This window comes from Streptomyces sp. MNU89, from assembly GCF_020982505.1.
GTDB lineage: Bacteria > Actinomycetota > Actinomycetes > Streptomycetales > Streptomycetaceae > Streptomyces > Streptomyces xinghaiensis.
Map to the genome: position 1 here is coordinate 6,130,860 of NZ_JAJKLL010000001.1, position 21,383 is coordinate 6,152,242.

The 21,383-nt window shown below is 75.1% G+C and carries 10 protein-coding genes and 2 pseudogenes; 9 read left to right on the forward strand and 3 right to left on the reverse strand.

Going from position 1 to position 21,383, the window contains the following annotated elements; all coding sequences use genetic code 11:
- Positions 1-230 precede the first annotated feature (230 nt).
- Together E4N63_RS26205 and E4N63_RS26210 are read left to right on the forward strand one after the other, a co-directional pair.
- Complete coding sequence (locus E4N63_RS26205) at positions 231-2,024, forward strand: MFS transporter (RefSeq protein ID WP_230241827.1); 1,794 nt, start codon at positions 231-233, stop codon at positions 2,022-2,024.
- A gap of 121 nt (positions 2,025-2,145) precedes the next feature.
- Positions 2,146-3,336: an acyl-CoA dehydrogenase family protein gene (locus E4N63_RS26210; RefSeq protein WP_125626015.1), complete on the forward strand. Its 1,191-nt coding sequence runs from the start codon at positions 2,146-2,148 to the stop codon at positions 3,334-3,336.
- Between the two features lie 46 nt (positions 3,337-3,382).
- Here the strand turns inward: E4N63_RS26210 and E4N63_RS26215 are convergent, their stop codons facing one another.
- A complete protein-coding gene (locus E4N63_RS26215) occupies positions 3,383-3,817 on the reverse strand; it encodes a cell division protein SepF (protein ID WP_125626014.1) in 435 nt (144 codons plus the stop codon).
- Positions 3,818-4,136: 319 nt separating this feature from the next.
- Here E4N63_RS26215 and E4N63_RS26220 point away from each other — a divergent pair.
- The 5 genes and pseudogenes from E4N63_RS26220 to E4N63_RS26240 all read left to right on the forward strand — a co-directional run bounded on the left by E4N63_RS26220 (position 4,137) and on the right by E4N63_RS26240 (position 13,834).
- A pseudogene (locus tag E4N63_RS26220) lies at positions 4,137-5,425 on the forward strand (DUF5685 family protein).
- Between the two features lie 518 nt (positions 5,426-5,943).
- Positions 5,944-6,843: a S1 family peptidase gene (locus E4N63_RS26225; RefSeq protein ID WP_019707080.1), complete on the forward strand. Its 900-nt coding sequence runs from the start codon at positions 5,944-5,946 to the stop codon at positions 6,841-6,843.
- 634 nt (positions 6,844-7,477) lie between these two features.
- Positions 7,478-8,560, forward strand: a complete 1,083-nt coding sequence (locus E4N63_RS26230; RefSeq protein ID WP_125626724.1) for a S1 family peptidase — start codon at positions 7,478-7,480, stop codon at positions 8,558-8,560.
- Between the two features lie 235 nt (positions 8,561-8,795).
- Positions 8,796-12,593: pseudogene (locus E4N63_RS26235) on the forward strand (DNA polymerase III subunit alpha).
- Between the two features lie 158 nt (positions 12,594-12,751).
- Entirely contained in the window at positions 12,752-13,834 is a 1,083-nt protein-coding gene (locus E4N63_RS26240) for a helix-hairpin-helix domain-containing protein (protein ID WP_125626101.1), read from the forward strand.
- A 185-nt stretch (positions 13,835-14,019) separates the two neighbouring features.
- On the opposite strand, the gene E4N63_RS26245 is transcribed toward E4N63_RS26240, so the two are convergent.
- The gene (locus E4N63_RS26245) at positions 14,020-15,072 is read right to left on the reverse strand and encodes a lytic polysaccharide monooxygenase (RefSeq protein ID WP_125626100.1); all 1,053 of its coding nucleotides are present in this window, start codon (positions 15,070-15,072) and stop codon (positions 14,020-14,022) included.
- Positions 15,073-15,543: 471 nt separating this feature from the next.
- Here E4N63_RS26245 and E4N63_RS26250 point away from each other — a divergent pair, with 471 nt between their 5' ends.
- A complete protein-coding gene (locus E4N63_RS26250) occupies positions 15,544-18,225 on the forward strand; it encodes a hypothetical protein (protein WP_230241829.1) in 2,682 nt (893 codons plus the stop codon).
- Positions 18,226-18,466: 241 nt separating this feature from the next.
- Here E4N63_RS26250 and E4N63_RS26255 read toward each other — a convergent pair whose 3' ends face one another.
- On the reverse strand, positions 18,467-19,387 hold the full coding sequence (locus E4N63_RS26255) for a Rieske 2Fe-2S domain-containing protein (protein ID WP_125626098.1): 921 nt from the start codon (positions 19,385-19,387) through the stop codon (positions 18,467-18,469).
- 184 nt (positions 19,388-19,571) lie between these two features.
- Here E4N63_RS26255 and E4N63_RS26260 point away from each other — a divergent pair, with 184 nt between their 5' ends.
- Positions 19,572-21,344 (forward strand): acetyl-CoA carboxylase carboxyltransferase subunit alpha/beta, encoded by a 1,773-nt coding sequence (locus E4N63_RS26260; protein ID WP_230241830.1) that lies wholly within the window; start codon positions 19,572-19,574, stop codon positions 21,342-21,344.
- The last annotated feature ends 39 nt before the right edge of the window (positions 21,345-21,383 follow it).

A 21,383-nucleotide genomic window follows, 5' to 3' on the forward strand; every position in this document is an offset into this window, starting at 1 on the left:
CACCGCGGAATTCGATCTTCCGGGAGCCGGCGCGCCCGGACCGCGGTTCCGGGCCCCGGGGGCGCCCGGCGGCGCGGCATGTCGTGTTGACAGAAGTGAGCCCGGACACATGACCCCCCATACGCCTCGCGTACCCTGTCGTCTCACTCACTTCTCGATGCCGGGCCCGCCCGGGCCGGAGCCGCCCGCCCGGAGCCCGCCGAGAGCGAGAGCAACACGCGGAGGTGCGCATGTCAGGAACGACCACGGCCCGCGGACGACGGGCGGCGGACGTTCCCCCGCACCGCCGGCAGGCCGGCGGCGGCCGCTGGTCCGTCCTGGTGGTGCTCTGTGTCAGCCTGCTGCTGGTCGCGCTCGACGCCACCGTCCTCCACGTCGCCGTACCGGCCGTCACCGAGGACCTCCGCCCGGGCGCGGTGGAACTGCTCTGGATCGTCGACGCCTACCCGCTGGTCGCCGCCTCCCTGCTGATCCTCTTCGGGACCCTGGGCGACCGGATCGGCCGCCGCCGGGTCCTGCTGCTGGGCTACGGCATCTTCGGTCTGGCCTCCGCCGTCGCCGCGACCGCGGACGACCCGCACGTCCTGATCGCCGGCCGCGCCCTGCTCGGCGTCGGCGGCGCCATGATCATGCCCGCCACGCTGTCGATCCTGCGCCAGGTCTTCCCGGACCGCCGGGAACGGGCCCTGGCCATCGGCATCTGGAGCGCGGTCGCGGCCGTCGGGGCGGCCGTCGGCCCGCTGCTCGGAGGGCTGCTGCTGGAGCACTTCTGGTGGGGCTCCGTCTTCCTGATCAACATCCCGCTGATGGCCGTCTGCCTCCCGGTCGGCCGCTGGATCCTCCCCGAGTCCACCGGCGACGGCCGGGGCCCCTGGGACGTGCTCGGCGCGCTCATGGCCGCCTTCGGCCTCGCGGGCACCGTCCTCGGCGTGAAGCGGATCGGCGGCGGCGGGGACCCGCTCCACCCGCTGAGCATCGTGCCGCTGCTGGCGGGCGTCCTGCTGCTCGTGCTCTTCGTCCGCCGGCAGCGGCGGCGCGAGCACCCGCTCATCGATCTGCGGATGTTCTCCCGCCCGGCCTTCGGCACCTCCGTCGGCTGCATCGTGCTGGCGATGCTCGCGCTCGTCGGACTCCAGCTCATCGCCACCCAGTACCTCCAGCTCGTCCTCGGCTTCACCCCGCTGCAGACCGGGCTGCGGATGGTGCCGCTCACCTGCGCCGCCATGGCCGCCGGGCTGCTGGGCTCCCGGATGCTCCAGTGGCTGGGCCCGCGCACCATGGTCGCGGCCGGGTTCCTGCTGACCGCGGCGGCCGTCTGCTCGCTGACCGCCATGGGCCAGCACGACCGCCCCGCCCTGCTCGTCACCGGATTCCTGCTGCTCGGCTTCGGCCTGGAGACCACGCTCTTCGGCGCCTACGAGTCGATGCTCAGCGAGGCGCCCGCCGAGCAGGCCGGCGGCGCCGCGGCCATCGGCGAGACCTCCTACCAGCTCGGCGCCGGCATCGGCATCGCCCTGCTCGGCACCGTCATGAACGCCGTCTACGCCCCCGGGGTCACCCGCGTCCCGGGAGTCCCGGCCGCCGCGGAGAGGGCCGCCGGGCACTCGCTGGGCGAGGCGCAGGAGGTGGCGCGCGGGCTCGGCGGACCGGCGGCGGACGCGCTGCGCACGGCGGCCCGGGAGGCGTTCGTCCGGGGGCTGCACGTCACGCTGGCGGTCAGCGCGGTCCTGCTGCTGCTGGGCGCGGTCGCCGCCCTGCGGCTGCCGCGCCGCATGGAGTGCGCCCGGCCGGGCAAGGGGGAGCCGGAGTCCGGTGGCGCCCGAGGCGGCTCCGCCCCCGGTGCGGCGGCCGGGGAGAAGCACGGTGTCCTCGCGGGCCCCGGGGGCGCGGGTGGTGCCGGACGGGGCTCCCGGGCCGCCGCCGGCGCCGGCGGGGACCCGGGAACCGAGCCGGACGGTTCCGCTCCGGCCGCGGGCCGGGCCCCGCACCGCCGGGACCGGGCGGGTGCGAGCGCCGCCCGCTGAGTCCGTCTCCGGTGTGGCACGGAGTGCCGTGGAGGGGTCTGGACAGGGCGGATGTCCCCGCCGTAGCGTCGGCTGATCACCCGGGCCGGGCCGGGAGCCGCAGCCGTATGGAGGCCGAGACATGTCCGCAGCCGCCGCACCGTTGTTCGATCCGCGGGACCCGCTGGGCATCGAGGATCTGCTGAGCGACGAGGAGCGCGCGGTGCGCGACACCGTGCGCCGGTGGGCCGCCGACCGGGTGCTCCCGGAGATCGCCGGCTGGTACGAGCGCGGCGAGCTGCCCGTCATCCGCGAACTCGCCCGGGAGCTCGGGTCGCTGGGAGCGCTCGGCATGTCCCTGGAGGGCTACGGCTGCGCGGGCGCGAGCGCGGTGCAGTACGGCCTCGCCTGCCTCGAACTGGAGGCCGCCGACTCGGGCATCCGCTCCCTGGTGTCCGTCCAGGGCTCGCTGGCGATGTACGCCATCCACCGCTTCGGCTCCGAGGAGCAGAAGCGGGAGTGGCTGCCGCGCATGGCGGCCGGCGAGGTCATCGGCTGCTTCGGGCTCACCGAACCGGACGCCGGCTCCGACCCGGCGGCCATGCGGACCCGCGCCAAACGCGAGGCCGGCGGCGACTGGGTGCTCGACGGCCGCAAGATGTGGATCACCAACGGCTCGGTGGCCGGCGTCGCCGTCGTCTGGGCGCGGACCGACGAGGGGGTCCGCGGCTTCGTCGTCCCCACGGACACCCCCGGCTTCTCCGCCCCCGAGATCACCCACAAATGGTCGCTGCGGGCCTCCGTCACCAGCGAACTCGTCCTGGACGGCGTCCGGCTGCCGGCCGGCGCGGTGCTCCCGGAGGTCACCGGGCTGAAGGGCCCGCTCAGCTGCCTCAACCACGCGCGGTACGGCATCGTGTGGGGCGCGATGGGCGCCGCCCGCTCGTCCTTCGAGGCGGCGCTCGACTACGCGAGGACCCGTGAGCAGTTCGGCCGGCCCATCGGCGGTTTCCAGCTCACCCAGGCCAAGCTGGCCGACATGGCCGTCGAACTCCACAAGGGCGTACTGCTCGCCCACCATCTGGGGCGGCGGATGGACGCCGGACGGCTCCGCCCGGAACAGGTCAGCTTCGGCAAGCTCAACAATGTGCGGGAGGCGATCGAGATCTGCCGGACGTCCCGGACGATCCTGGGCGCCAACGGGATCTCCCTGGAATACCCGGTGATGCGGCACGCCACCAATCTGGAGTCGGTGCTCACCTACGAGGGCACCGTCGAGATGCACCAGCTGGTGCTGGGCAAGGCGCTCACCGGGATCGACGCCTTCCGGTGACCCGGGCCCGGTGGGCGGGGCCCGGGCCGGGCCCCGGGCGGCCTGCTCAGCTCTGGTTGAAGAAGCCGTCCGCCGTGCGGCCGGCCGGCTCGCCGGGCATGATCCGGTAGTCGGCCGGCGTGAGCAGGAAGACCCGGGTGGCGACGCGCTCGATGCTGCCGCGCAGGCCGAAGATGAGCCCCGCGGCGAAATCGACCACCCGTTTGGCGTCGGAGGGCTCCATGGTCGTAAGGTTCACAATCACCGGGATGCCGTCCCGGAACAGCTCACCGATGGCGCGCGCGTCACGGAAGCCGGTCGGGGTGATCGTGGCGATCCGGCGGCCCTGGTCCTGGGCCACCTCGTCGGCGACCTGGACCCGCGGGTCGGTCACCCAGGCGTCCGCGTCCCGGGGGTCCTCGGCGTAGTCGTCGTCGTAGTAGCGCTCGTCGCTGTCATCGACGAGACCCAGCCATGCACTCGCCTTGCGCACCGATCCCATGGACGCCTCCTCTCTACCCGCGGTCGCTGCCGTCCGCCCTCCTATGGTCGTCCATGATGCGGATGATGCGCCAAACGGATAGCCCCCGCACGCGCTTTTCGTGACGGTACTGGTGCAGAAGGCTAAAAAGGACATCAGTTTTTCACGGTGACCGGCCTGGTGACAGGCCGTCGGCCCGATCGGCGCGCTGCGGACGGAAGTCCCCGGATCCATCCGGGTGAACGAGGCGTCAATATGATGAAAGCGGTCGCGAGTGATCGCGTCGCGCCGTCGGCCGGCCCGCCGGACCGTGCCGAACGGCCGCAGTACGGGGGGAACCGTGTTCGGAATCGTCAGGCCGTGCCCGCACCGGCTGTCGGGGGAACTGCGTGCGCAGTGGACGGCCCATCTCTGCGGGCTGTGCCTCGCACTCCGCGATGACCACGGGCAGTTCGCCCGGGTCGTCACCCACTACGACGGGCTGCTCGTGTCGGTGCTGACCGAGGCCCAGTCGGAGCGGCCGGAGAGCGGACGGCGCACCGCGGGGCCGTGCCCGCTGCGCGGGCTGCGCACCGCCTCCGTCGCCCGCGGTGAGGGGGCGCGGCTGGCCGCGGCCGTCTCCCTGGTGCTGGCCTCGGCCAGGATGCGCGACCACGTCACCGACCGGGACGGGCTGCTGGCCCGGCGGCCGGCGGCCGCGGTGGCGCGCCGGCTGGCCGCTTCCTGGGACCGGGCCGGCGCGCGGACGGGGGCGGATCTCGGCTTCGCCACGGACGTCCTGGTCCGGGCCGTGGAGCGGCAGCCGGAGGTCGAGGCGGCGGCCGGTCCCGGGACACCGCTGCGGACGGTCACCGAACCCACCGAGACGGCCACCGCGGCGGCCTTCGGGTACACGGCCGTCCTCGCCGGGCGGAAGGAGAACGCCGGTCCGCTGGCGGAGGTTGGGCGGCTCTTCGGGCGGCTCGCGCACCTCCTCGACGCGGTCGAGGACCGGGACGCGGACGCCGCCACCGGGGCCTGGAACCCGCTGACGGCCACCGGTACGGATACGGCCGCGGCGCGCCGGGAGTGCGACGAGGCGGTGCGCGGGGTGCGGCAGGCGCTGCGGAAGGCCGAGTTCACGGACGGCACGCTGGCGCACCGGCTGCTCGCCCACGAGCTGGCGCGCTCCGTCGACCGGGCCTTCGGCTCCACGTCCTGCGCGCATCTGCCGGGGGGCGGCAATCCGTACGGACATCCGCACGGGAATCCGTATGCCGCCGGCCCGGGCGGCGGAGGTCCGGGCCGTCCGGCGGAGCGCACGGCGGGTACGGGGACAGGGGAGCGTCCCCGTATGCCGGCGGCGGGGCGGGCGGCGGCTTCGGCGGGCCCGGGGGCACGGGCGGTCCGGGTGGTCCGGGTGGTCCGGGCGGTCCGGGCGGTCCGGGCGGTCGGGGGCCGCGGTACCCCCGCAAGCGCGGGCTGATCGCCGGCTGCGCGGTGTGGACGGGGCTCTTCTGCACCTGCCAGGTCTGCTGCCGGAAGTCCTACGACGATCCCTGGCGGCACCACAAGAAGCGGGACGGCTGGTGCCGGCAGTGCGACGGTGACTGCTGTGATTGCTGCGAGTGCTGTTCGTGCGACTGCTGAACGGCCGTGAACGGGTGATGGCGGGTTCTCTACCGCCCGGTGTCATCGGATGGTCGATTTTCGGACACCGCTGTCCGTCCGTGATGTACCGATCATGACCTGAACCGGCCGGCCGGGAGCGCGGGCGGTCCGGCGGCCGTTGCGGAGGGCGGGCGCGGGGTGCGAGCCTGCGTCGCGGGTGGTGGCGGTCGTCCGCGCCGGGCCGGTGATCGCCGCCACCACCTGGAAGGACTGTGCCGCGTGGGGTGGTTGGGGCCGAGTGGGAACCCAGGGCCGTGCCGCTGCGTCCAAATACCGCCGGAACAGTGGACCACCCCGGCGGCCGACGGGCCGCCGGGGTGGTCGGCGTGCGCCGAGGCGTGACCGAAAGGGGCCCTTGTGGACTCATGTTCCACCCCCGAATACTCCCCTCAGTGCTTGTCAGGGGCACGTCGTATCCGGAATCCGGAGTGTTCCTGACTGCGCCTCACGATCCGCCCACCCCAAGCGGATCTTTCGATTCTTCTCTGGAGGAAGCAGTGAGGATCAAGCGCACGACCCCCCACGGCGCGGTGGCGAGACGTACCCGGCTGATCGCCATGGCCTCCGGTCTGGCGGCCGCGGCGGCATTCACCGTCCCGGCGACCGCCAGTGCCGACACCGCCGACGCCTTCGGCGCGGCCCAGCTCTCGACCGCGAGCGAGGCCGTCCTCGAGGCCGACGTCCCGGGCACCGCCTGGCACGTCGACAAGGAGACCAACAGCGTCGTCGTCACGGCCGACAGCACCGTCTCCAAGGCCGAGATCGCGAAGATCAAGAAGGAGGCCGGCAAGAACGCCGGTGCCCTCAAGATCGAGCGCACGGAAGGCGTCTTCCAGAAGTACGTCCAGGGCGGCGACGCCATCTACGCCAGCAGCTGGCGCTGCTCCGCCGGCTTCAACGTGCGTTCCGGCTCCACCTACTACATGGTCACCGCCGGCCACTGCACCGACGGTGCGGGCACCTGGTGGTCCAACTCCGGCCGCAGCACCGTCATCGGCCCGACGGTCGGCTCCAGCTTCCCGGTCAACGACTACGGCCTCGTGCGCTACGACGGCTCCGTCAGCCACCCGGGCACCGCCGGCGGCGTGGACATCACCGGTGCGGCGAACGCCAGCGTGGGCATGTCGGTCACCCGCCACGGCAGCACCACGGGTACCCACAGCGGCCGGGTCACCGGCCTCAACGCCACGGTCAACTACGGCGGCGGCGACGTCGTCTACGGCATGATCCAGACCAACGTGTGCGCCGAGCCCGGCGACAGCGGCGGCTCGCTGCGCTCCGGCAGCACGGCGATCGGTCTGACCTCGGGCGGCAGCGGCAACTGCTCCTCCGGTGGCACGACCTTCTTCCAGCCGGTGGTCGAGGCGCTCAACGCGTACGGCGTGAGCATCTACTGAGCCCCGGGCCGGCGCACCACCCCCGCCGGCTGAGAGAGTCCCCGCCCGAGTCGACCGGGTGGGGACTCTCCGCGTTCCGCGCGTCTTTCCGTGTGCCGCGCGCCTCCGTGTACCTTCGCGCACCTGTGCGGCCCCGCGCCTCCGCTTCCCGGGCCGCCGTCTCCCGGGGCCCGGCCGCCCCCGGCCCCGGACTCCCGTACCCCGCGATCCCCGCTTCCGGGGCGCGGGGTTCCGTGTGGGCACAGGGCTCCCGGGTCCCCGGGCTGTTCGGAAAGTGACCGCCAGGCGGTGGGACGATGCCGGATTCCGGTACTCAAGGGAACGTTTTCGGCCAGGTGCAGTCCTCTCCCTGAGTGGCCGTCAGCCGCTCCTCGTCGCGCTGGGTGAGGAAAAGTGTCCGCTGAGCGTGCCGGCGGGCACGGATAGCGATGAGTGTCCGTGCTGTGAGGCGGCTCCGCCTTTTCTGTGCGGGACCGGAAGTTGACCTTGTGTGTGCCGTCCGCCCGTCGCAATACTCGGGGCTCGTTGGCATGAACGCGACTCCGCGTCGCCGCCGTGCCGCGGTGTACGGCATCTTTCCTCCGGGCCCCACGCTCCCCACGGCAGGGCCCAACCCCCCACTGGAGGCCACTCCTTGAAGCACCGACGCATACCCAGCCACCGCATCGCGATCGCCGGAGCCGGCGTCGCGGCCCTCGTCGCCGGCGCGTTCACGCTGAACAGCGCCAACGCGACCACCGCGGAACCGGCCCCGGCCCCCGCCACGCTGTCGGCCGCCTCGGCCGACAAGCTCGCCGGCGCGCTCCTCTCCGACCTCGGGGACGAGGCCGCCGGTTCGTACTACGACGCGAAGGAGCGGAAGCTCGTCGTCAACGTCGTGGACGAGGGCGCCGCCGAGGACGTCCGCGAGCGGGGCGCCGTGGCGAGAGTCGTCGAGCACACCCTCGCCGAGCTGAAGTCGGCCCGCGCCACCCTGAAGGCCGAGGCCACCATCCCGGGCACCTCCTGGTCGGTCGACCCGAAGACCAACAAGGTCGTCGTCACGGCCGACAGCACGGTCAAGGGCGCGAAGCTGGAGAAGCTCAACAAGGTCGTCGACGGGCTGGACGGCCGGGCGGCCGTCGAGCGGGTCGCCGGCGAGTTCAAGCCCTTCGCCGCGGGCGGCGACGCCATCCACAGCGGCGGCGGGCGCTGTTCGCTCGGCTTCAACGTGGTCAAGGGCGGCGAGCCGTACTTCATCACCGCCGGCCACTGCGGCGATCAGGGCAGCAGCTGGTCCGGCTCCTCCGGCGGTGCCACGATCGGCACCATGGAGGAGTCCAGCTTCCCGGGCAACGACTACGCCCTGGTGAAGTACGCCTCGGGCGCCGACCACCCGAGCGCGGTGAACCTCTACAACGGCAGCACCCAGGAGATCACCCGGGCCGGTGACGCGACCGTGGGCCAGCAGGTGCAGCGCAGCGGCAGCACCACCCAGGTGCACGACGGCGAGGTCACCGGCCTCAACGAGACCGTCAACTACCAGGAGGGGTCGGTGTCGGGTCTGATCAAGACCACCGTCTGCGCCGAGCCCGGTGACAGCGGCGGCTCGCTCTTCGCGGGCAGCACGGCCCTCGGTCTGACCTCCGGCGGCAGCGGCGACTGCTCCTCCGGTGGCACGACCTTCTTCCAGCCGGTCCCCGAGGCGCTCTCCGCGTTCGGAGCCTCGATCGGCTGACGCACCCCGCCGTCTCGTACCCGCCCTCCCCGCGGATTCCGCGGCGGAACCCGGCCCCCGGACACCCCTGGTGTCCGGGGGCCGGCGGCGTTCCCGGGGGCTCCGCGGCCGGTGGCCCCGGCGGACTCCGGTTCCGGCGCAGGTATCGTACGAGTGTTCGAGAAATTGGTTATGGTGGTGCCGGGGGACGGAGAGCAGGGCTGGTCAGGGGGTGTGCGAGCGGCAGGAGGTGCGGATGTCCGGGTTCACTCATCTGCACGCCGTCTCGGGCTTCTCCCTCCGCTACGGGGCCTCGCACCCCGAGCGGCTGGCCGAGCGCGCCGCCGAGCGCGGCATGGACGCCGTCGCCCTCACCGACCGGGACACCCTGGCCGGAGCGGTCCGGTTCGCCCGCGCCTGCGCCGGGGCGGGGTGCGGCCGATCTTCGGGGCGGGGCTCGCCGTGGCCGAAAACGTGCTGCCGCCCGCCGGCCGGCCGGGCCGTACGGAGCCGCACGGACCGGGGAGCGGCCCGTCCGCACCGGACGGCGCGGACCGGGGTACGGCCCGCCGGCGCACACCGGTGCGCGGCGGGGCGTTCATCGACGAGTCCGCGCCCCGCGCGGTCTTCCTCGCCCGGGACGGAGCCGCCGGCTGGGCCGCCCTGTGCCGTCTCGTCTCCGCCGCCCACACCGGGGAGAGCGGACGTCCCCTGCTGGACGACCGGGGCGCCCTGGAGCGCTCCGCGGCCGACGGCGGCCTGACCGTCCTGCTCGGCCCGGACTCCGAGACCGGCCGCGCCCTCGCCGCCGGCCGTCCCGACCGTGCCGCCCGGCTGCTCGCCCCCTGGCGGGAACTGTACGGCGACGCGCTCCGGCTGGAGGTCACCCACCACCGGCGGCCGGACGAGGCCCGGGGCGCCACCGCCCCCGGCTCGCTGCGGCTCGCCGCCCGCACCCTGGGCTTCGCCGCCGAGCAGGGCGTACCGGCCGTGCTGACCAACGCCGTCCGCTACGCCGACCCCGGGCAGGGCCCGGTCGCCGACGTCCTGGACTCCGCCCGCCGGCTCGTCCCCGTCGACCCGCGCCGGCCCGGCTCCCTCGACAGCGGCGAGGGCTGGCTCAAGGGGCCCCGGGAGATGGCGGAGACCGCCCTGCGCGTCGCGGAGGCCGCCGGTTTCCGGCGGGAGGCCGCGCACCGCCTGCTGGCGGAGACCGAACGGACCGCCGCCCGGTGCCTCGTCGACCCCCAGGACGACCTGGGCCTCGGCACCGTCCACTTCCCCGAGCCGCGCCTGGTGGGCGCGGGCCGGCGCACCGCCGACCGCGTGCTGCGCTCCCGCTGCGCCGCCGGCATGGTGCTGCGCGGCCACGACCGGGACCGGCGGCGCTGGGAACGGCTGGAGGACGAGCTGCGCACCATCGAACGGCTCGGCTTCGCCTCGTACTTCCTCACCGTCGCCCGGGTCGTGGACGACACCCGTGCCCTGGGCATCCGGGTGACGGCGCGGGGCTCCGGCGCGGGCTCCCTCGTCAACCATCTGCTCGGCATCGCGCACGCCGACCCGGTGGAGCACGGCCTGCTGATGGAGCGCTTCCTCTCGGAGCGCCGGGCCGCGCTGCCCGACATCGACATCGACGTCGAGTCCGCGCGCCGCCTCGACGTCTACCGCGCGATCTTCGACCGCTTCGGCGCCGACCGGGTGGCGACCGTCGCCATGCCCGAGACCTACCGGGTGCGGCACGCCATCCGCGATGTCGGGACGGCGCTCGGCATGGACCCGGCCGAGACCGACCGGCTCGCCAAGGCCTTTCCGCACATCCGGGCCCGCGAGGCCCGCGCCGCCCTCCGCGAACTGCCCGAACTGCGCGAGGTGGCGGCCGGGCACGGCGCGGACGAGCGGCTGTGGGGGCTGGTCGAGGCCCTGGACGGGCTGCCGCGCGGCATCGCCATGCACCCGTGCGGCGTGCTGCTCTCGGACGCCTCGATGCGGGACCGCACCCCGGTGGTCGCGAGCGCCGGCCCGGACGGCTTCCCGATGTCCCAGTTCGACAAGGACGACGTGGAGGAGCTGGGGCTGCTGAAGCTCGACGTCCTCGGGGTGCGGATGCAGTCCGCGATGGCGCACGCGGTGACCGAGATCGAACGGGCGACCGGGGAACGGCTGGACCTGGACGACCCGGGGCAGGTGGCGCCGGGCGACCCGGCCACGTACGAGCTGATCCGGTCCGCCGAGACCCTCGGCTGCTTCCAGATCGAGTCGCCCGGCCAGCGCGATCTGGTCGGCCGGCTGCAGCCCGCCACCTTCCACGACCTGGTGGTCGACATCTCGCTCTTCCGGCCCGGACCGGTCGCGGCCGACATGGTCCGGCCCTTCATCGAGGCCCGGCACGGGCGGCGGGCGCCGCGCTATCCGCATCCGGACCTGGAGCCGGCGCTGCGCGAGACCCATGGCGTCGTCGTTTTCCACGAGCAGATCATCCAGATCCTCTCGGTCATGACCGGCTGCGACCGGGGGCTGGCCGACGAGGCGCGGCGTGCGCTGTCCGTTCCGGAGCGGCAGGGGCGGGTGCGGGCCTGGTTCGCCCGGGAGGCGGCCGGGCGGGGGTACGCGCCGGAGGTGGTGGCCCGCACCTGGGAGATCGTGGAGGCGTTCGGTTCGTACGGCTTCTGCAAGGCGCACGCCGTGGCCTTCGCCGTGCCGACGTACCAGTCCGCCTGGCTCAAGGCGCACCATCCGGCGGCCTTCTACGCGGGCCTGCTCACGCACGATCCCGGGATGTACCCGAAGCGGCTGCTGCTGGCGGACGCGCGGCGGCGGGGGGTGCCGATCCTGCCGCTGGACGTGAACCGGTCGGGGGCCGCCTATCGAATCGAACTGGTGTCTGAGAGGGAGGCGCGGGAGCGGCGGAAGGAGCAGCGCGGGAAGGAGACCGGAAGGACCGGGGAAACCCGGGAAACAGGGGCGGCCGGGACGGCCGGGACGGCTGAAGGGACCGAGGGGGTCTACGGCATCCGGCTCGCCCTCTCCGACGTACACGGCATCAGCGAGGCCGAGACCGGGCGCATCGCCGCCGGACAGCCCTACACCTCCCTGTCCGACCTGTGGCGCCGGGCCCGGCCGGGTCGTCCCGTGGCCGAACGGCTCGCCCGGGTCGGCGCGCTGGACGCCTTCGGCGGCAACCGCCGCGACCTGCTGCTGCACATCAGCGAGCTGTACCGCCGGCAGAAGGACCCCGCCGCCCACCCGGGCCAGCTCCCGCTCGACGCCGCCGCCGCCGACGCCGCCGACGGCGCGGGCGGCGCGGGGTTCGTCACCGAACCGGCCGGGCTGCCCGACCTCGACGCGTCGGAACGCACCGGCGCGGAGCTCGGCGTGCTCGGCATGGACGTCTCCCGGCACCTGATGAGCGAGCACACGGCCTTCCTGGAGGAGCTGGGCGTGGTCACGGCCCGGCGGCTGCGCGCCGCCCGGCACGGCGAGACCGTCCTCGTCGCGGGCGCCAAGGCGTCCACCCAGACCCCGCCCATCCGCTCCGGCCGCCGCATCGTCTTCACCACCCTCGACGACGGGACGGGGCTGGCCGACTGCACCTTCTTCGAGGACAGCCACGCCGACTGCGCGCACACCGTCTTCCACTCCTGGCTGCTGCTCGTCCGCGGCACCGTGGAGCGGCGCGGTGCCCGCAGCCTCACCGTGGTCGGCCGCCGCGCCTGGGACCTCGCCGAACTCGCCGCGCTCCGGAAGGACGGCGGCCTGGAGGCGGTCGCGGCCCGCCTCGCCACCCTGGCTCCGCCCGCCCGGAAGCCCCGGGAGACGCGGGTCCGGCGGCGGGGAGGGCGGCGGCGGCGCGGGCGACGCCGATGGCGCGGGTGACGCGGCCGGGGCGGCGGGGCGCCGGGGCGGCCGGGTCCGCCGGGCGGCGGACGGCCGCCGTATACGGCTCGCCAACGGCTACGAGATGCACCCGTGGGCGGATCTGCGCCCGGCGGGTGAGGGCGCCGCCACCGGCCGCAAGCTGTGGCACTCCAGCCCGGGGAGCGCGGGCCGGTGAACACGGGGAGCACGGGGAGGAGGACGGGGAGCGGCGCGCCCGCCGGGCAGGCGCCCGCCGGTGCCGCCTCTGCCGGTGCCGGAGCCGGGGCCGCCGGGAGTGGTCCCGCCGGGCAGGGCGCCGCCGGGGCGGCCCCGGCCCGGCCGCATGTGCTGTACCTGCGGTTCCGGGCCGCCGACGGCGGCGGGCCGCCCGACGAGGAGACCTACGAGGGACTGCGCGGGCTGCTCACCGAGTTCACCCCCGTCGTCCAGGCCCTGCCGCCCGACGCCGCGCTCGCCGACGTCCGGGGCGCGCTCCGCTACTTCGGCCGGGACGCCGCGGAACTCGCCGCCCTCGTCCGGGTACGGGCGCTCGCCCGGTACGGCGTCGACTGCACCGTCGGGGTCGCGGCCAACCCGCTGCTCGCCCGGATGGCCGCGCACGACGGCCCGCCCGGCGCGATCAGCACCGTCCCCGGCGAACCCCGGGCGGTCACCGCCTTCCTCGCCCGCAAGCCCGCCTCCGGACTGCACGGCGTCGGGCCGGCGACCGTGCGCGCCCTGACCACCTACGGGCTGGACAGCGTCGACCGGATCGCCGCCGCACCGCCCGCCACCCTCCAGCGCATCCTGGGCGCGTCCACCGGGCGGCGGGTATACGAGCAGGCGCACGGCATCGACCCGACCCCCGTCACACCGAACGCCCCCGCCCGCTCCGCCGGAGCGGAACACCGTTTCGACCACGACGAACTGGACCCGGACCAGCGCCGCCGGGCGCTGCTCACGCTCGCGCACGAGCTCGGGGCACGGCTCCGTGCGGACGGGCGGGTCGCACGGGCGCTGACCCTCACCGTCCGCTACGCCGACCGCTCTACGACCAGCCGCACCCGGGCTCTCGCCGAACCCACGGACCACACCCCGGCGCTGACCGGCGCCGCGTACGCCCTGCACGACGTCCTCGGTCTGCAGCGCGCCCGCGTGCGCGCCGTCGCGCTGCGCGCGGAGGATCTGACACCGGTGGAACACGCCGCGCGCCAACTGACGTTCGATACGGCCGACGACAAGTCCCGCCGGATCGAGGCCGTCACCGACCGGGCCCGCGCCCGCTTCGGCGCCGCCGCGGCCCGCCCCGCGGCGGCCCTGGACCGGGGGACGGACCGGAGCCCGGGCGGCGGCGACCCGGACGGGACTCCGGCGCGCGGCCCGCGCCGCTGGGGCCGGGGCGGCCCGCCCCGCTCCCCGGGGCGGCACGCCGCCTGACGGGCGGTGCCGACCGGCACCCTACGGAACCGCCGCCCTCTCCCCGTGCGGGGAAGAGGGCGGCGGCGGCCCGTGACGGCGGCTCCGGCCCGGCCGGGCGGGGGCCCGGCCGGAGTGTCCGTCAGGGCGTCAGGGGGCGTCCGGACGCCGGGGTGCCCGGACGCCGGAGCGTCAGAGCGTCCGGCTCAGCCACGCCGGCGGACCGCCCGGCGGCGGGCGGAGGCGAGGAGCACGGCGGCACCGAGCGCCACGACGGCCGAACCGCCGACGGCGAGCGGGGTGGTGGAGCTGTCGCCACCGGTCTGCGCGAGTTCCTCCGTGCCCGCGCCCGCCCGCTCGGCGCCCGCGGCCGGGCCGCTCGCGCCGTCCGCCTTCGGGGCGTTGCCCGTGCCGTCCGCGTCCGCCGCGGTGTCGTCCGCGTCCGCTCCGTCCGCCGGCGCGGCCTGCGTGACGGGCTTGTCCGTGTCTCCGGCCGGGTGTTCGTCACCGCCGTGACCGCCGTGGCTGACGGTCGACTTGCCGGCGGCGGCCTCGATCTGGTCGTCGTCCGGTGCGGCCGCCTCCGGACCGCCGTCCGCGCCCGCACCGGCACCGCTCGCGGCGCTGCCGCCGAAGGTGACGTCCGAGCAGGTGTAGAACGCCTCGGGGCTGTCCGAGCGCTGCCAGACGCTGTAGACGAGGTGACGGCCGGAGCGCGCCGGCACCGTGCCGTCGAACACGTACTCCCCGTTCACCAGGCTCGGGTCGGTGACCTCGGCGAACGGCTCGGCCTCCAGGTCCGACCACTTCAGCGGCTTCGTCGGGTCGTAGCCCGCCTTGGTGATGTACAGCTCGAACGAACCCTTGTGCGGAGCGGTGGCCTTGTAGTGGAAGGTGTGCTTCCCGGCGGACAGGGCGGTGGCCGGCCAGTCCGCGCGCGGCAGGTCGAGCCCCTTGTACTTGTCCCGTCCCGCGCTGCACAGCTTGCCGTCCGGGATGATGTCCTTGTGCTTCCCGGCGGCGTTCGGGATGTTGACCTCGTTCCAGTCGTAGAACGCCTGGGTGCCGCTGGCCGCGACAGCCGCCTTGCAGGCCGCCGAGTCCGGGCTCTCCGGGTTCTCGGCGAAGCAGGCGGACACCCGGCTGACCGGGTCGGTCATCGATCCGTGCGCGGCCGCGGGGACGGCGGTGAGCACGGTCAGCGCCAGCGGCGCGACACCGATGAGAGCGGTTCCGGCGGCCTTGCGACGTACGGTCATCGTGGGGGTCTCCTTACACGGTGGAACTCAGGCGCGGCATGGGGGCCGGGCGGGGAGGCGCACTCCGGTGCGGCCCCCCGAAGTGCGGCACCGGCGGCCGGAACCCGCCCCGGCGCTCAGCACGCTAGCCCCGCGGAAGACCGGAATCCGCCGCCGGGACGGGGCGGGAGCGATCCTTATGCCGCCGTTAAGGAACGGCTGAGCGGTCGTTAAGGAGGCGGCGGCCCGCGCAGCGCCGCCGGACCGGCAGCCGCCCCGGAGCACCGGCCCGCAAAGTGAAGTGGCCGCCTCCGCGGGGGAATTCGGACCGTTGCCTTCTCGGCGGTGACGGCTGTTGCTAGAAGTGGACTTCACGAGTCGCGTGACGGGGGAGTGGAGCGCGTGGACGGGGAGTGGGAACCGGAGACGGAGAGCCCGGCCCGCCGGGATCCCGGCGGAAGCGGCAGGACGGGCGGGCGGAGCGGGAGCGGTGTGGCGCCCCGGGGAACGGTGGGGCTGCTCCGGCTGGCCGCCTTCCTCGTGCGGCGGCCGCGGCCCCGGGACCGCAGGCTGCCGGTCATCTGGCTGAGCGGACGGGGCAGTCCGGCCGCGCTGAGGGTGCTGCGCGATCGGCTGGACGCGCCCCCACGGAGACGCGTCCCGCACGCCTGGGCCGAGGCCGGACGGCCGGACGGCGCGCTTCCCGTGCTGCCGCTGCTGAACGGGCTGCGCGCGGCGCTGTCCGTCCAGACCTTCGGCGGGGACCGGCTGTGGTTCCGTCACTTCGGGCTGCTGACCTGGCTGCTCGAACAGGATGTGTCCGAACTCGACTCCGACGCCGTGCCCGGCGAACTCGTCCGCCGGCTGCGGCAGCGGCGGCGGCTCGTGGAGGAGCCCGCCGCCGCACACGAGACCGCCGGGCAGCTCGGAGCGCTCTACCACCTCGTGTGGCAGTTCGTACGGAAGGTGGTGCCCGCGGCGCTGTTCCGCATCGCCGTCTCCGGGCGCATCCCGGGCGTCGGCCGCCAGTACCGCTGGTTCATGCGCCAGCACTACCTGGCCCCGGCGCAGTCGGGCACGTTCCCGGCCCTCGCCGAGCGGCTCACCGCCGGCGCGCGGCACGGCGAGGACCCCGACCAGCTCAACCGGCTGCTCGTGCACGCCTTCCTGGAGGACCTGCGCCGGGCGTACGCCCGGCCGCCCTGGCGCGTGCGCGGCTGGCGGCGCACCGCCTACCCGGTGGCGCTGATCCTCGGCGGCCGGTCCGGCGACGCGGGCGAGGTGCTGCTCGGCCTCCTCAACGACGTCCGGGACGAGACCGGGCGCTGGGACCCGCTGCTGGCCGTCTACGCGACCGAGCGGCCCACCCCGGTCGCCGGCGGCGGCCCGCACACCACCGTCCGGCTCGCCGACCTCGATCCCGGCGGGGCCGAGGAGGAGTGGCGCAAGTGGGAGGAGCAACTGGACCGCAGACGCCACGCCCGGGCGGACCGTGCCTGGTTCCTGCTGGTCCGGACCCCGCCGCGGGGTGACGGCGAGCCGGCCGGCGGCCCGTCCGGGATCACGGCGCCGGCGCCGCCCTGGTTCGCGCGCCGCACCCTCGCCGTCGGGGTGTGCCTGGCCCTGCTGGCGCCCGGCGCCGTCTGGGCGGGCCGGTGGCTGGGCGGGCCGGACTGCCTGCACGTCCCGTTCTCCGGGCAGGTCTCCGTCCGCGCCATGGGCGGGGAGTGCGTCGGCCACAGCGACGACAGCAGCTTCAAGTTCAACGACCAGCCCGGCCAGGAGAACCTCCGCCGGGTACAGGAGCGGATCTTCGAGCAGAACCGCGAGGCGCGGGACATCTGGGAGCGCAGCGGCCGCCGCCGCCCCTACGTCACGCTGGTCTATCTCGGCACGCTCACCGGCCGCTCCACCAAGCAGAACGAGGAAGCCTACGCGGCCGAGCGGGAGGAGCTGGAAGGTCTCGCGGTCGCCCAGTACCAGGGGGTGCAGGAGCCGCCGAGCAACTACGGTGCCCCGCTGCTGCGCGTCGTCGTCGCCAACGCCGGTTTCCAGATGCGGTACGCCGACGCGGCCGTCAGCATGATCGCGAACCTGGCGCGTGAGGAGTCCGACGCCCCGGTGGCCGGCGTCATCGGCCTGGTCGAGAGCCGCCGCAGCACCGCCGAGGCCCTGAAACGGCTCAACCGGGCGGGACTTCCCGCGATCGCCCCCACCCTCTCCGGGGACCGGATGGACCGCAACTCCAAGCTCTATCTCCAGATGGCCGCGCCCAACCGCGACCAGGCGGAGATGATCGCGGCGTACGCGCGCGGGGTACTGCGGGTGCGGGACGTCCGCGTGTACTACACCCACGGGGAGCGTTCCTCCCTGGAGGAGGACTACTACGTCTCCACCCTCCTCGACGATCTCCGGGACAGCCTCGGCGGCGAACTGCTGGACGGGGAACCGTCGTTCTTCGGCAGCGGTGACGACCTGAGCCGGGAGTGCGGCTACCCGGGCATGCTGTTCTTCGCCGGGCGGTGGTCGGAGTTCAACGGCTTCCTGCAGGCGCTCCGCACGTCCTGCGGCAACAACCCGCCGCGCCACCTGGTCGCCGACGACTCCGTCAACCGCTACATGGCCAACCCCGAGCTGCGGAAGGGCGCGCCGGGCACCGTCCCGCTCACCTATGTGTCGAAGGCCGCGCTGTCCACCTGCGAGGCGCTGGAGACCCGCGTCCGCCGGCAGCGGGACGAGGCGGCCGACCGCTTTCTGCGCTCGGTCAGGGAGGAGGGGCTGCTCAGCCCGCCGCGCTGCCTCGGCCGGGGGGACGCCGACGACCGGGTCGGCGAGCGGGTCGGACTCGCGTACGACTCGGCCGGGATGCTGCTCCGGGCCGTCGAGACCCTGGTGGCGCGGGTCCGCGAACCCGGGCAGCCCTGGGATCCGCAGGCGATCAACCCGGCGGCGGTCCACGCCGAGGTGCTGCACCAGAACTACGTCAACCCGTACTACGGGGCCACGGGCAGCACCGTGTACGGCACCACGGGGAAGGGGGAGCCGACCGACAAGCGGATCTCGCTGCTGCGGGTTGAGAAGATCTCCGACCGGACCACTCCGCCGGTGGAGGTGTTCCACTGCGGCGCGGTCCGGAAGGGCGACGACCCGGCGTGCGCGCGGGCGCGCGACTGACACCGCTGACCCGGCCGGCACGGCTGAAGGGCCGCGGAACCGTGGAGCCGCGTCACGCCCTTGCGGGGAAAGCCTGTTCGGGAAACCTCTGTGCGGAGAGCCAGGAGTCGGAGAGCCGGGAGCCGTCCCCCCGTCACCCCGGTACGGAGAACGCGGCCGCACCCCCGCGGCGGGGCGTACGGCCGCGTCCCTCCTCCACCCCCGGACCCGCCGCCACGGAGGCCCGGACGGCGTCCCGGACCTAGTCGCTCAGCCGGATCTCCAGCCGGCCGCCGACCACCCGCGTCTCGAACGAATGCTCGGGCGCGGTCGCCGGGCCGCGCACGTTCCAGCCGTCGGACAGCCGGAAGGCGCTGCCGTGCCAGGGACAGGTGATGCAACCGTCGGCGACCTCGCCCTCGGACAGCGGACCGCCCATATGCGTGCACCGGTCGGCCAGGACGTGCACGTCGCCACCCGGCTCCCGCACGACGACCACGTCCACCTCGCCGACCCGGCGCCGCACCGGCCGCTCCACCGGGAGCTGCGCCATGTCGCCCACCGGGTGCCAGCCGGGCGGCATCCGGTGCGGCACGTCCTCGGCGTGGTTGGCGCCGGATGCCTGCCGGTACGCCATGTGGCCGCCCAGCGCCCCGCCGATGCCGACCACCGTGAGCCCGGCGAAGCCCAGCGTGCGTCCCAGACCGCGCAGCCCCGACCTGCGGGCGGCGAGCGAACCGGCGTAGAGCAGCACGCCCACCGCGTTGGAGACGGAGTGCGGCAACCCCACCCGCATCTGCGGTTTCTGCAGTTCGGCCCAGTCCACCCAGCCGGCCACCGCGGCGGGACCGGCACCGGACAGTCCGAGGAGTACCAGCGCGTCGGCCTCGCGCCGCTCGCCGGGCAGCAGATCGAGCACGGCCGCGGACAGCCAGGCGCCGATCGGCACCTGCACCAGCACCGGATGGAGCGGGTGTCCCAGCCACCGGCCGTGCAGTGCGTCGCGGAGGGGACCGAGCGGCAGGCGGCGGATCCGCCCGCGCAGCCAGTCGATGGTGGGATCGAGTTCTTCCGTCCGCTCCAGCCGGTCGACGGCGGACAGGAAGCGGCCGGGCCCGGCGCTGTCCGGGAACACCCGTCGGGCGGTGACGCCGGCGCTGCTCTTGCGCTGTGAAATGGCCATACCGCCCGGTTCCCGGAGCAACCCACCTCAAACGCCCCGCTTTCCGCCGCCCCGCCCCACCCTCCGCCGTTCCGGGCGGGGCCACGCCCGCATCCGTACCGGCGAACTCGTGGGGGACCCGGGTCCTCCCACGGGCGTCCGGCCTGGTGAACCGGTGGAAGGCGCCCCGTGGCAGGGTGTTCCCATGACCGGACCGAGCGACCGCGAGCCCGTGCTCCAGCTGATCGAGGCCGTACTGGACGGCGGCAGCTGGCGGACCTGGGACGAGCCCGTCCCCGTCACCACCCGCGACCCCGGCTACCGCGCCGACCTCGAACGGGCGCGCGAGCGCACCGGCCTGGACGAGTCCGTCATCACCGGTGAGGGCCGGATCCGGGGCCGCCGGGTGGCCGTGGTCGCCTGCGAGTTCCGCTTCCTGGCCGGCTCGATCGGGGTGGCGGCGGGGGAGCGGCTGGTCCGCGCGGTGGAACGGGCGACGGCGGAACGGCTGCCGCTGCTCGCCGCACCCGCCTCCGGGGGCACCCGGATGCAGGAGGGCACGGTCGCGTTCGTCCAGATGGTCAAGGTGACCGCCGCCATCGCCGGGCACAAGGCGGCCGGCCTGCCGTACCTGGTGTATCTGCGCCATCCGACGACCGGCGGGGTCCTCGCCTCCTGGGGTTCGCTCGGACACCTCACCGCCGCCGAACCGGGCGCGCTCATCGGCTTCCTCGGACCGCGCGTCCACCAGGCCCTGTACGGCGAGGAGTTCCCCCCGGGCGTGCAGACGGCGGAGAACCTGCTGGCCCACGGCCTGGTCGACGCGGTGCTGCCCGCCCGCGGACTGCCCGCGGTGGTCGCGGACGCGCTGGACGTGCTCTGCGACGACACCGCCGGCACCGTCCCGCCGCCTCTGTCCGGACCGGAGGCGGCGGGCCCGGCGGCACGAGCGGACGGCGGCCCGGGGGCACCGGCGGCGCCATCGCCCGCGGGCGTACCGGACGGCGGAGCCGCGACGGTCTCCGGCGGTAGGGCACGAGCGGCGGCACGGGGACCGCGGCGGGACCCGGCGGCCGCCGACGGCGCCCGGGCCTCCGCCGTGACGGAGAGCCCCGCCGGGGCGGGGCCCGAGGTCCCCGCCACCGCTGTCTCCGCCACCGCCGACTCGATCCGGCGGTCACGGCGCCCCGGGCGCCCCGGGGTGCGGGCCCTGCTCAAGGCGGCCGGCCGGCAGGTCACACCCCTCAGCGGGACCGGCGCCGGCGAGCACGACCCCGGGCTGCTGCTCGCGCTCGCCCGTATCGGCGGCACCCCGTGCGTCGTCCTCGGCCACGACCGGCACGACGGCGCGGCGCCCCCGCTCGGGCCGGGCGGGCTGCGTGAGGCCCGGCGCGGTATGCGCATCGCCGCCGAACTCGGGCTGCCGCTGCTGACCGTCGTCGACACGGCCGGTGCCGCGCTCTCCCGGGAGGCCGAGGAGGGCGGCCTGGCCGCCGAGATCGCCCGCAGTCTGGCCGATCTGGTCACTCTGCCCGCGCCGACGCTGTGCCTGCTGCTCGGCCAGGGCGCGGGCGGCGGCGCGCTGGCGCTGCTGCCCGCCGACCGGGTGCTGGCCGCGGAGCACGCCTGGCTCTCCCCACTGCCCCCGGAGGGCGCCTCGGCGATTCTGCACCGGACGACGGAGCGGGCCGACGAGGTGGCGGCCCAGCAGGGCGTGCGCTCCGCCGATCTGCTGGCGCACGGCATCGTGGACCGCGTGGTCGCCGAACCCGGCCCGTCCGAGCCGGGCCCGGGCTCCGGCTCCGGCCCGGACGCCGTGACGGACGCCGCCGACGACCCCGGCCGCTTCCTCACCCACCTCGGTGAGGTGCTCGGCCGTGAACTCGCCCTGCTCCGCGCCGAACGCCCGGAGGCCCGGCTGGCCGCCCGCCGCCTCCGCCACCGCAGGCTGGGAGTCCGGCCCCTGCCGCCGCACTGACGCGGACCGGCCACCGGAACCTGCCTGGCCTGCCGTCAG